The following is a 12255-nucleotide window of genomic DNA, read 5'->3' as shown; positions in this document are numbered from 1 at the left end:
TTTCAAACGCGGAAAAGCCGTCCTCCCCTGAAAGTTCGCGGCTACAGAGATGGATCAGTGCATGTCCATCTGCTGCTTGTAGCGCTCGTAATCGTAGGGAAGGATCGTCTGGCGTTCGATCATCCGGTGCACGCGCGGCGCGGCATCGCCCTTGTGCAGCGCCAGCAACCGGTCGCCGATGGCAGCATCGGCCTGCGTGCGGCGCTGGTTGTGGCGGACATATTCCACCCAGGTCGGCACGTGATAGGTTTCGGTCCAGACCGTCGGATTTTCCAGGTCGCGCATCAGGCCCCATTGACCCGCCCCGTCGCGGATGCGGATGCGGCGGCGCTCGGCCATGGCAGTCAGGAACTCCTGCACATCCTCGTCGGCGATTTCATAATCGATCATCACCACAATCGGACCGCTGCGGGGTTTCAGGTCAAGCTTCAGGAGCGGCTCAGAGAACCGGTTGAGCGGATCGAGATTGAGCGACTGGAATTCAGGTAGCGGCAGCCGAAGCCCGATGGCGGCACCAACGATCATCAGCAATGCCGAGATGATGAGAGCGTTGGCCGGACCATGCATGTCGGCCAGTTGCCCCCACATCCAGCTGCCGGCCGCGATGCCACCGAACGTGGTTGTCTGGTAGAGCGACAGCGCCCGGCCAACGACCCAGCGCGGCGTCGACAGTTGCACGGTGGTATTGAACAACGACAGGGCCAGCACCCAGCCGGCGCCGGACAAAAGCAGGGAAAGGCTCGTCAGCCAGCCGTAAGGGCTGAAGGCCGTCACCAGCGCACTGATGGCAAAGCCGGCAAAGGCGATCCGCACGACCCATTCACTCGACATGTGCTCGCGCAGCCGTGCGCTGAGCAGCGCGCCACCGATCGCACCAAGCCCGAAGGCGCCGAGCATGATACCGTAGGTCAGCGGCCCGCCGGCGACGAGATCGCGGGCGACCAGCGGCAGAAGCGCCAGGATGGCACTGGCGGACAGGCCGAAGACGAAGCCGCGCACCAGCACCTTGCCGATATTGGGCGACATCGCGACATAGCGCAGGCCCGCCGAAATGGCCCGCCCCATCGATTCGCGCGGCAGCGGTGACAGCGTCACCTCACGCCGCCAGCGCACGAGCGCATAGAGAATGGCAAAATAGCTGAGCGTGTTGGCGGCAAAGGCGGCCGCCGCGCCCGCCGCCGCAACGATGACACCGCCGACGGCGGGACCGACCGAGCGGGTGATATTGAAGCCCATGCTGTTCAGCGCGACAGCAGCCGGCAGCACATCGCGCGGCACCATGTCGCCCACCGAGGCCTGCCAGGATGGATTGTTCAGCGCCGTGCCGCAGCCGATGAGGAAGGTGAATGTCAACAGCAGCCACGGCGTGATGAAGCCGTAATAGGCGCACACGGTCAGCAATGCCGAGACCACCAGCATGAAACACTGCGCCACCAGCATGATCCGCCGCCGGTCGAAATTGTCGGCGAGCGCGCCTGAAACCAGCGAAAACAGCATGATCGGCAGCGAGGTCGATGCCTGCACCAAGGCGACCATGTTGGCCGAGGACGTGATCGATGTCATCATCCAGGCCGCACCCACAGCTTGGATGAGGCCGCCGAAATTGGACGCGAGGCTTGCCACCCAGATGACGCGGAACGTGTCATGCCTGAACGGCGCCAATGGCGATAGTCGATGCGGCAACGCTGTCCCCACCCTGTCTGTCTTTGATTGTTGTTGTCAGCCCAATCTAGGCCAGATGATCCGCCGGGCAAGCAAAAGCGCCAAGCCCGGCAGGATTTTGCCACTTGGCCTTATCGTCCGGCATTTTGGATGCGATTCCGGCATATCTTGCATTTGCGGATAATCGAGCGTATATGACCCTCAAATTCTTGATCGGTTGATGAAGAGTGGGCCCGTCAGGACCCGCTCTTTTTTATTACCGATGTTTTGGGAGAGCATCGTTTGTCCGATACGACAGCGGCAGAAAATACACAGGAACCGCGCCTGGTCACCGAGACCGGTATCGACCAGCGCATCGCCGATATCATCGAACCGGTGATCGTTCCGATGGGATACCAGCTGGTTCGCGTCCGCCTGTCCTCGCAGAACGGCGCCACACTGCAGATCATGGCCGAGCGCCTTGACGGTACGATGACGGTGCAAGACTGCGAGACGATCTCGACCGCCATTTCGCCGGTTCTCGATGTGGAAGATCCGGTCGATCGGGAGTATCATCTCGAAGTATCGTCGCCCGGCATCGACCGGCCGATGGTGCGAAAGTCGGATTTCAGCCGCTGGGCCGGACACCTCATCAAGTGCGAAACGTCTGTACTGGTCGACGGCCGCAAGCGTTTTCGCGGCAAGATTCTGTCGGCCGACGGCGAAGGTTTCACCATCGAACGCGACCAGCCCGCCTATGGCGAAGAGCCGCGCGTGGTTATTCCGTTCACGGCCTTCGCCGAGGGCAGGCTGATCCTGACGGACGACCTGATCCGCGATGCGCTGACGGCAGACAAGAAGGCGAAGGCGGCGCAGGCTGCCAACGAAAACTTCGAAGACGAAGATTCGCCGATCAATTGAGTTCATGGGCGCGGGAAGCCTCGATGAAGGCCCCGGCAATCAGACGGAGACTTTAATATGGCAGTGAGTGCTAACCGGCTCGAACTTCTGCAGATCGCGGATGCCGTCGCGCGCGAAAAGGTGATCGACCGCGAAATCGTTCTGGCCGCCATGGCCGACGCGATCCAGAAGGCAGCCCGCTCGCGTTACGGTTCGGAAAGCAACATCCGCGCCGACATCAATTCCAAGACCGGCGAAATCCGGCTGCAGCGCCTTCTCGAAGTGGTCGAGCACGCCGAGGATTACTCGACGCAGATCCCGCTCGAACTGGCCCGCGACCGCAACCCGGATGCCGTTCTCGGCGACTTCATCGCCGATCCGCTGCCACCGATGGATTTCGGCCGTATCGCCGCCCAGTCGGCCAAGCAGGTCATCGTCCAGAAAGTTCGCGAAGCCGAGCGTGACCGCCAGTTCGACGAATTCAAGGATCGCATCGGCGAAATCGTCAACGGCACGGTCAAGCGCGTCGAATACGGCAACGTCATCGTCGATCTCGGCCGTGGCGAAGGCATTATCCGCCGCGACGAAATGATCCCGCGCGAAAACATGCGTTATGGTGATCGCGTCCGCTCTTACGTCTATGACGTCCGTCGCGAACAGCGTGGCCCGCAGATTTTCCTGTCGCGTACGCATCCGCAGTTCATGGTGAAGCTCTTCACCATGGAAGTTCCGGAAATCTACGACGGCATCATCCAGATCCGCTCGGTTGCTCGTGACCCGGGCTCCCGCGCCAAGATCGCCGTGATCTCGAACGACAGTTCGATCGATCCGGTCGGCGCCTGCGTCGGTATGCGCGGTTCGCGCGTCCAGGCGGTTGTCGGCGAACTGCAGGGCGAAAAGATCGACATCATTCCGTGGTCCCAGGATCCGGCGTCGTTCATCGTCAACGCGCTACAACCGGCTGAAGTCACCAAGGTCGTTCTCGACGAGGATGCGGAGCGCATCGAAGTCGTGGTTCCCGATGAGCAGCTGTCGCTCGCCATCGGCCGTCGCGGCCAGAACGTCCGCCTCGCGTCGCAGCTGACCGGCTGGGACATCGATATCATGACGGAAGCCGAGGAATCGGAGCGCCGCCAGAAGGAATTCAACGAGCGCACCAACCTGTTCATGGAAGCACTCGACGTCGACGAGATGGTCGGCCAGGTTCTCGCGTCGGAAGGCTTTGCAGCCGTCGAAGAGCTTGCCTATGTCGAACTCGACGAAATCGCCGGTATCGAAGGCTTCGACGAAGACACCGCCAACGAGCTGCAGACCCGCGCACGCGAGTATCTCGAGCGCCTGGAAGCCGAAATGGATGCCAAGCGCGTTGCGCTCGGCGTTTCCGACGAACTGCGCGCGATCAATGGCATGACCGGCCAGATGCTGGTCGCGCTGGGCGAAGACGGCATCAAGACGATGGAAGACTTCGCGGGCTGCGCCGCCGACGATCTCGTCGGCTGGTCGGAGCGCAAGGATGGCGAGACCAAGAAGTTCGAAGGCTTGTTCTCAAAGCTGGAAGTCTCGCGCGTCGAAGCCGAACGCATGGTCCTGCAGGCGCGTCTCGCGGCCGGCTGGATCACCGAAGAGGATCTGGCACGCGAGGAAGAGGCACTTGAAGTCGTGGAAGGCGCGGAACAGGACGCCTGAGAAGGCGTTGCTGATCGTGATCGGGCTGATGATGCTGCTTGAAAACCGCCATGCTGGTTGAGGACAACGACCCTGACGGGGACATTGATGGTGAAGCAGTGAACGGCCGCATGTGCATCGTGACACGGCAGGGCGGGACGCCGGAAACGCTGATCCGCTTTGTCGCCGGTCCGGATGGTCGCGTGGTCGCCGACCTCAAGAAGCAGCTGCCGGGTCGCGGCTGCTGGGTGAGCGCGGAACGGGCGGTGCTGGAAAAGGCGATCGCCAAGAAGCTGTTCGCGCGCGGCCTGAAACGGGCCGATGTGACAGCCGGACCGGAGCTTGCCGACGATGTCGATCGTCTCCTGGCGATGCAACTCGCCGGCATGATGAACATGGCGCGGAAGGCGGCCCAGTTCGTCAGCGGCGCCTCGAAAGTGGAACAGGCCGTGCGGGGAATGGCAGCACTTGCCACCTTCCACGCGGTGGATGCCGCCCCCGACGGGGTGCGGAAAATTGACCAGGCGCGCAAGGCCATGAGCTTTGTCGCCGATGATGGAGAAGAAATACCCTCCTTCCGCTTCTTCACCGAGGCGGAAATGGAAGGGCTTTTGGGCCAGAATGCTTTTATCCATGCTTGCGCGCTTGCAGGGCAGGCGGGTGAGGGTGTAGTGAAGCGCGCAAACATGCTCGAACGATATCGGGGAACCGTCCCCGCTCGAGCCGTTGGCGCCGAATCTGGCTTGCCGACACAATGACGCGGGTCACCGGCGCAGGCCGGCAATACCGCGATTGCAGAAAAGAAATCGAACGGCGGGGTCTGGTGATACGCATCCGGCCCTGATCTTAGGAACGGAACGGAATGACCGACAACAACGACGACAAGACATTCGGCGGAGCCAAGAAGACGCTGACCCTGAAGCCCTCCGGGGTCAGTCAGGGAACTGTTCGGCAGGACATGGGTCGCGGCCGGACGAAAGCAGTCGTGGTCGAAACACGCAAACGGCGCCCGATGCGGCCGGAAGACGAAAAGCCGGTCACGCCGATCGTTGCAGCGCCGGCCCCTGTCGTACGCGCTCCCGAGCCGCGCCCGGCGCCGGTCCAGCAGCATCAGCCGTCGCGCCCTGCCCCGCAGCAGCAACAGCCGCGCCAGCAGGATAATCGCCAGGACAACAACAATCGCCCGCGTGTGGGCGTGGTTCTCAACCAGCTTTCCGCTGGCGAGATCGACGCCCGCCGTCGTGCGCTGGCCGAAGCCCAGATCCGTGACGCCGAAGACGCCAAGCGCCGCGCTGCCGAAGAGGCACGCCGCGCAGCTGAAGAAGCCGAGCGCCTGAAGGCAGAGCAGGCCGAAGCCGCCCGCCTCGCAGCCGAAGAAGCAGCGCGCACGCCGGCCGAACGCGAAGCCGAAAAGGCAGCAGCTGAAGCCGCACAGGCCGCTGAAGCCCAGGCCGCCGCCGTCGCAGCCCGCAAGGCTGAAGATCAGGCACGCGCGCAACAGACTGCAAAGCCTGCAACCACCACGACGGCAGTGCCGCCGGCAGGCCTTCGCCGCAAGACAGAGACCGAGGAAGAAGACGCCCGTCCGAACCGTGGCGGTGCTGCGGCTCCGGCACGTGGCAAGGTCGTTCGTCCTGAACCGGCCAAGGTTCCGGCTCGTCCGAAGACGGAAGAAGAACGTCGCAAGGGCAAGCTGACCCTGACAGCCGCTCTCGATGACGAAGGTAGCTCGCGTGGCCGTTCCATGGCCGCCATACGCCGCCGTCAGGAGAAGTTCCGCCGCAGCCAGATGCAGGAAACGCGCGAAAAGGTCATGCGCGAAGTCATCCTGCCGGAAACCATCACCATTCAGGAACTGTCGCAGCGTATGGCCGAACGGGCCGTCGACGTGATCAAATACCTGATGAAGGAAGGCCAGATGATGAAGCCGGGCGACGTCATCGACGCCGACCTCGCGGAACTCATCGCCAGCGAATTTGGCCACACAGTGAAGCGCGTTTCGGAATCGGACGTTGAAGAAGGCCTCTTCAGCAAGTCCGACGACGACAACGCCATGGTATCGCGTCCGCCGATCGTCACGATCATGGGTCACGTCGACCACGGCAAGACCTCGCTGCTCGACGCCATTCGTCAGACGAGCGTCGTCTCGGGCGAAGCCGGCGGTATTACGCAGCATATAGGCGCCTATCAGGTCGAGCAGAACGGCAACAAGATCACCTTCATCGACACCCCCGGCCACGCGGCGTTTACTGCAATGCGTGCCCGTGGTGCGCAGGCGACCGACATTGCCGTCCTCGTCGTCGCGGCCGATGACAGCGTCATGCCGCAGACGATCGAATCCATCAGCCATGCCAAGGCTGCCGGCGTTCCGATCATCGTGGCGATCAACAAGATCGACAAGCATGAGGCAAACCCGGACAAGGTGCGCCAGCAGTTGCTTCAGCACGAAGTCTTCGTGGAATCCATGGGCGGTGAAGTTCTTGACGTCGAGGTTTCGGCCAAGACCCGCAAGAACCTGGACAAGCTGCTCGAAGCCATCCTGCTGCAGGCGGAAATCCTCGACCTCAAGGCCGATCCGGATCGTTCCGCTGAAGGTACCGTTGTCGAAGCCCAGCTCGACCGTGGTCGCGGCTCGGTTGCGACCGTGCTCGTCCAGAAGGGTACGCTGACGCCTGGCCAGATCATCGTTGCCGGCGATCAGTGGGGCCGCGTGCGGGCTCTGGTCAACGACAAGGGCGAGCATGTGAAGTCCGCAGGCCCGGCCACTCCGGTCGAAGTCCTCGGTCTTTCCGGAACGCCGCAGGCGGGTGACCGCTTCGCCGTCGTCGAGAACGAAAGCCGTGCTCGCGAAATCTCCGAGTATCGTCAGCGCCTGACCCGTGACAAGGCCGTTGCCCGTGCATCGGGCCAGCGCGGTTCGCTCGAGCAGATGATGATGACGCTGCAGAATACCGGCCTCAAGGAATTCCCGCTGGTCATCAAGGGCGACGTGCAGGGCTCGATCGAAGCCATTGCCGGCGCACTCGACAAGCTGGGAACCGACGAAGTCCGGGCGCGCATCGTGCATTCGGGTGCCGGTGGGATCACCGAATCCGACATCTCGCTGGCGGAAGCCTCGAACGCGGCCATCATCGGCTTCAACGTTCGTGCCAACGCACAGGCCCGCACGGCTGCCGAGCGCGCCGGGATCGAGATCCGCTACTACAACATCATCTACGATCTGGTGGATGACGTGAAGGCAGCGATGTCGGGCCTGCTCTCGCCGGAGCGTCGCGAAACCTTCCTCGGCAATGCCGAAATCCTGGAAGTGTTCAACATCACCAAGACCGGCAAGGTTGCGGGTTGCCGCGTCATCGAAGGCAAGGTCGAGCGTGGTGCAGGTGTTCGCCTCGTGCGAGACAACGTCGTCATCCACGAAGGCAAGCTCAAGACCCTCAAGCGCTTCAAGGACGAAGTCTCCGAAGTGCCGATGGGCCAGGAATGCGGCATGGCCTTCGAGAATTACGAAGACATCCGCGCCGGCGACACGATCGAGTGCTTCCGCGTCGAGCATATCACTCGCACGCTGTAAAAAGCTTCGATGGACTTTCCGTTGGAAAAATTGCTGTCCGCTGCAAGAGCGGGCGGCAATTGGCGGCTGGAATTTCGAGCCAACGGTTTGGATACGTTTATCGCAACGGAAGTCGTTCGCGAAATATCCGCAAATAGAGACCGGGATTATTTAGATCGATTATTTCTGCGTATTCGCAACACGTTCCAATATTCTTATTACGTTCTATTTCTCTGCTTCGTGTCGCTAATGACCATGCTGGTCCTCTATTCGGTTTCCCCGAATGTCGGAAAGATGGATTTCAGTCTTCGCTTTGGGATTTTTGCGCTGATTGCCGTCATCGCGCATTTCGTGCTGAAAATCTATTTCAAGATTTCCCTTCGGCGTTTTACCAAAGGGAGCGATGTCACATGTGACGTCGACTTTCAGTCCCTGACCTACGATGGTGGAGGACGAAAAATCGAGATACCGTGGCAGGAGGTCACCGAAATCCGGGAGACCGAAAACTACCTCATGATATTTGGGGGCTCGGAGGCAGAAATCGCCTTGCCGAAACGAATTTTTGGCAGCGAGAAAAAGCTTCTCAAGTTCAAGATGTTTTGCTTGCAAGCGCTGGAAAATGCGCAAGGTGTATATGCGGAATAGGGCCACGGCATCACAGCCGCAGCCCTGAATTTACGCTCTTAGATCTGCCGGCCGAGCTTGGCGTCAACCGACAGCGAATTCGAGCCGCGGATGGCGAAGAACAGGAAGATCGCTGCCCAGAGGATGGATTTTTCAGCGCCGCCGAGGCCTTCGCCCTGCACGATGCCGTGGAAATAGACCGTCACCAGCAGCACGATCATCGCGGCGAACGAGGCCGGGCGGGTGAATAGGCCGATGGCGACGAGGATGCCACCGAAGAACTCTGTGGCTGACAGCAGCGGCGACCAGAAGACGCCCGGATAGAAGCCGAGGCCTTCCACCATGCCGACGGCGCCGAACGGGTTGATGATCTTGACATAACCATGGGTGACGAGCAGGACGCCGGCGACCACGCGCAGCAGCGTCTCGGCGGTGGTGTCGAACGGCAGATAGAGTCGCTGGAGAGCGGGGACCATCGCCGGCGGGCGTGTGGAGGTGATGTCGGTCATGTCGTGTCCTTTGAAATTTCGCAACGCAACATTTTCTTGCCGCGAAAATCCGCCGGGGCAAGTTGCCGCACCCGAAAACCTGATAAATTTAGTTGACATTTTCGTGAGGCCGCCTTGCTGTATCGGGGTTGCGGCAATTCTGGCGGACGACTAACGTCCGCCTCGTTCGGAAACCACGGAAATACCCATGAGCGACAAGCCGCGCGTCACCATCCTTTATTGCACCCAATGTAACTGGTTGCTGCGCGCGGCCTGGATGGCACAGGAACTGCTTTCAACATTCGGTGACAGTCTCGGCGAAGTGGCGCTCATTCCCGGCACCGGCGGCAATTTCGAGATCCAGGTGAACGGCGCCCTGATCTGGGAGCGCAAGCGGGATGGCGGCTTTCCGGGACCGAAGGAATTGAAACAGCGCGTGCGCGACATCATCGAGCCGGACCGCGATCTCGGCCATACGGACCGGACCTGACTTGACCGCCAGTGTGCTGTTCGGCGTCTTCAGTGCCGCGTTCCTGTCGGCAACCCTCCTCGTCGGCATATCGGAAGCGGCTCTGCTTGCCGCTGCAAGCCTGCCTCAAGCATCGCTGTTCCTGCTGTTTCTTGCAGCGACGCTGGGGAACGTGCTTGGCGCGGTGGTCAACTATGCGCTCGGCCGCTTTCTCACGCGCTTCGAGGATCGCCGCTGGTTTCCCGTCAGTCCCGCAAGCCGCCAGAAGGCCGAAAGGCTGTTTGCCCGCTTCGGCCGCCCCATACTGCTGTTCTCATGGCTTCCGGTCGTCGGCGATCCGCTGACCCTGGCGGCAGGGCTGCTGCGCACGCCAATACCCATCTTCCTCGTCTACGTAACGGTCGGCAAGGCGACACGTTACGCTGTGATACTGTGGCTCTGGGATACCGCCACGAGCTGAGGCAAAAACGGCGGAAAATCTGCCGTTTCCACCCCTCACGGTTCATCGATACGGCGAGATGCAGACTTTGGCGACCCCGCCATAGGTGATGAAACTGTCCGTCGCCGGATCATACGAACGATACCGGGCCAGGCACCAGTCCACATGCGAATTGCCGTAGGACTGATTGCCGTAATAGGAATCGTTATAGTAAGGCCGCGGGGTGACATAGACGTTGACACCCGGGCGATAATACGGCCGGTATCCATAATATGGCCTATACCCACCATAGTAGGGGCGGTTGTAGTAGGGTCGGTAGCCATGGCCCGGACGATAGCCGTAATAGGGCCGGTGGCTGGGCCGGTAATTATATCCGGGCCGATAGTGGCGATTGTATCCGCCACGATATTCCGGGACGCCGCCGCCGCGGCGGGCGATGGTCTGAACGTCCGTCTGACGTGCGACCGTCACGTCACCGGCTGGCAATGGAAAGGCCTGTGTCTGTACCACAGGCATCATAATGGAGGCTGCACTGAGCACGCATCCGATAATGAAATGTCGAAATCCCGTCATTTGTGTCCTCACTTCTCCCAAAAGGGTTTGCTTCGGCTGCTGTCCCTGTTTGATATAAGGATCATCATTTCTGCATTATTCGTGTTTCAGATTTTGCCTCGCCTGTCATTTCCGCGTCCGCCGACGCCCAGTCCTTACTGAAAATCCAGAATGCTCCACTATTTCGATTGAGTCACGTGAATCCACGCCTGAAAACTGTCAGCCTGACGGAGAATCCCTTGAGCTTGAAATTCGGAACCAGCGGCCTGCGCGGCCTGTCCACGGACCTGAACGGTCCTGCCGCCGCTCTCTACGCCACCGCCTTTGCGCAGTATCTTCTGTCCTCCGGCCAGGCCAAGCCCGGTGATCCCGTTCTGCTCGGCCGCGACTTTCGCGATTCAAGCCCATCGATTTCGGCTATCTGCGCCGGCGCGCTCGGTCGCGCCGGCTTGACGGTTCTCGATTGCGGCACCGTTCCGACGCCGGCGCTGGCGCTCTACGGCCTTGAAAAGAGTGCCGCCGGCCTGATGATCACCGGCTCGCATATTCCGGCCGATCGCAACGGCATCAAGTTCTACCGTCCGGATGGCGAGATCGCCAAAAGCGACGAGCAGGCCATTGGCGCAGCCGCGCAGGCCATCCGATTGCAAACCTCGCCCATCGACGCGACGCCGGGAAGCGCCGAGGATCACGCTCCCCAGGCCGAGAGCCTGTTTGCCTCTCGCAACAAGGCGATCTTGCCGGCGGGAGCCTTGGCCGGCCTGAAGGTCGGCGTCTACCAGCACAGCACCGTGGCGCGCGACATGTTCGTTGACGTGCTGTCGCATTACGGCGCCAATGTCGTTCCCCTCGGGCGCTCCGTCGATTTTATTCCGGTCGACACGGAGGCGGTTTCGCCTGACACGATTGACCTGCTCAAGGGATGGGCCAGAGAACACCGCCTCGACGCCATCGTATCGGCCGATGGCGACGGCGATCGCCCCTTGGTCAGCGACGAGACCGGCCTGCCGCTGCGGGGCGACCTTCTGGGCCTGATCGCCGCGCAATTCGTCGATGCCACGGTTGCCGTGACGCCAATCACCTCCAATTCGGGCCTGGAGCGCCAGGAAGGACTCACGGTGCTTCGAACGCGGGTCGGCTCACCCTTTGTCATCGAAGCGATGCAGGACGCCGTGAACAGCGGCGAAACAGGCGTCGTCGGTTTCGAGGCGAACGGTGGCACACTGACCGCGACGGACTTCGCGCTCAATGGTGGGATCCTGAAGGCACTGCCGACGCGCGACAGCTTCCTGCCGGTGTTGGCCGTGCTCTCCCTCGCCGTTCAGCGCCGTACGTCGCTCTCTGAACTCTCACGGGCCTATGCCCTGCCCATCGCTCTCGCCGACCGCATCGAGAATTTCCCGCTGGAGACGAGCGGCGCGCTGATGACCTACCTTCGTGGGGGCAACGACAATCTCTCCGACTTCCTCGAGCCGATCGGCACGCCGCAATCGGTCAGCGACATCGACGGATTGCGTGTCACGCTCTCCGATATGAGCATCATCCACTTCCGCCCATCCGGAAATGCGCCGGAAATGCGTTGCTATGTGGAGGCAGAAACAGAGGAGAAAGCCGAGTCATTACTTGAACGGGGTCTCGGCCGGATTCGCGCCTTCGATTCGCAACGGGGAAGATGACAGTTCGGTGTCTTTCCAGTGGAATTGATTCCATCGGAAAACCCTTGCAAACCAAGTGCTTGATGCACTTATTGCAGGAGTTTTCAAGAAAAGTTCAAAAACCCTGTTGACACCTGCGCGTCAGCCCCGTACATCCCCCTCCGTCGCCCAGATGGCGGAATTGGTAGACGCGCCAGCTTCAGGTGCTGGTACTCGAAAGGGTGTGGAGGTTCGAGTCCTCTTCTGGGCACCAAATTCCCGTTTTAGACCGT

The 12255-nt window shown here is 61.1% G+C and carries 11 protein-coding genes and 1 tRNA gene; 9 read left to right on the top strand and 3 right to left on the bottom strand.

All coding sequences use genetic code 11. The annotated features are described in order from the left end of the window. Positions 1-54 precede the first annotated feature (54 nt). Entirely contained in the window at positions 55-1683 is a 1629-nt protein-coding gene (locus ASG68_RS16550) for an MFS transporter (protein ID WP_062582229.1), read from the bottom strand. 261 nt (positions 1684-1944) lie between these two features. Between ASG68_RS16550 and rimP the strand changes: the two genes are divergently transcribed. From rimP to ASG68_RS31450, 5 genes are all read left to right on the top strand, one after another. Further along, on the top strand, positions 1945-2562 hold the full coding sequence (gene rimP, locus ASG68_RS16545) for a ribosome maturation factor RimP (protein ID WP_062582227.1): 618 nt from the start codon (positions 1945-1947) through the stop codon (positions 2560-2562). A 57-nt stretch (positions 2563-2619) separates the two neighbouring features. Continuing rightward, on the top strand, positions 2620-4227 hold the full coding sequence (nusA, locus tag ASG68_RS16540; RefSeq protein ID WP_062582225.1) for a transcription termination factor NusA: 1608 nt from the start codon (positions 2620-2622) through the stop codon (positions 4225-4227). Positions 4228-4277: 50 nt separating this feature from the next. Then, entirely contained in the window at positions 4278-4964 is a 687-nt protein-coding gene (locus ASG68_RS16535) for an RNA-binding protein (protein ID WP_062582223.1), read from the top strand. 104 nt (positions 4965-5068) lie between these two features. Next, positions 5069-7777 carry a translation initiation factor IF-2 gene (infB, locus tag ASG68_RS16530; RefSeq protein WP_062582221.1) on the top strand — a complete coding sequence of 903 codons (2709 nt, stop codon included), beginning with the start codon at positions 5069-5071 and terminating at the stop codon, positions 7775-7777. A gap of 21 nt (positions 7778-7798) precedes the next feature. Continuing rightward, positions 7799-8401 (top strand): YcxB family protein, encoded by a 603-nt coding sequence (locus ASG68_RS31450; protein ID WP_162243598.1) that lies wholly within the window; start codon positions 7799-7801, stop codon positions 8399-8401. 38 nt (positions 8402-8439) lie between these two features. Here ASG68_RS31450 and ASG68_RS16520 read toward each other — a convergent pair whose 3' ends face one another. Beyond that, positions 8440-8889, bottom strand: coding sequence for a DoxX family protein (locus ASG68_RS16520; protein WP_062609913.1), 450 nt, complete (start codon positions 8887-8889; stop codon positions 8440-8442). Positions 8890-9076: 187 nt separating this feature from the next. Here ASG68_RS16520 and ASG68_RS16515 point away from each other — a divergent pair, with 187 nt between their 5' ends. Beyond that, a complete protein-coding gene (locus ASG68_RS16515) occupies positions 9077-9358 on the top strand; it encodes a SelT/SelW/SelH family protein (protein WP_062582216.1) in 282 nt (93 codons plus the stop codon). A gap of 82 nt (positions 9359-9440) precedes the next feature. Further along, positions 9441-9797 (top strand): YqaA family protein, encoded by a 357-nt coding sequence (locus tag ASG68_RS16510; protein WP_062582429.1) that lies wholly within the window; start codon positions 9441-9443, stop codon positions 9795-9797. A 42-nt stretch (positions 9798-9839) separates the two neighbouring features. Here ASG68_RS16510 and ASG68_RS16505 read toward each other — a convergent pair whose 3' ends face one another. Continuing rightward, a complete protein-coding gene (locus ASG68_RS16505) occupies positions 9840-10295 on the bottom strand; it encodes a BA14K family protein (protein WP_244484252.1) in 456 nt (151 codons plus the stop codon). Positions 10296-10567: 272 nt separating this feature from the next. On the opposite strand from ASG68_RS16505, the gene ASG68_RS16500 reads away from it, so the two are divergent. Together ASG68_RS16500 and ASG68_RS16495 are read left to right on the top strand one after the other, a co-directional pair. After that, positions 10568-12004 carry a phosphomannomutase gene (locus ASG68_RS16500; protein WP_062582427.1) on the top strand — a complete coding sequence of 479 codons (1437 nt, stop codon included), beginning with the start codon at positions 10568-10570 and terminating at the stop codon, positions 12002-12004. 145 nt (positions 12005-12149) lie between these two features. Next, positions 12150-12236: transfer RNA gene (locus ASG68_RS16495), tRNA-Leu, on the top strand. The last annotated feature ends 19 nt before the right edge of the window (positions 12237-12255 follow it).

Source organism: Rhizobium sp. Leaf453, from assembly GCF_001425605.1.
Taxonomy (GTDB): Bacteria; Pseudomonadota; Alphaproteobacteria; order Rhizobiales; family Rhizobiaceae; genus Pararhizobium.
The sequence above is the reverse complement of the archived record's forward strand: the minus strand, read 5'-3'. Positions and strand labels throughout refer to the sequence as shown.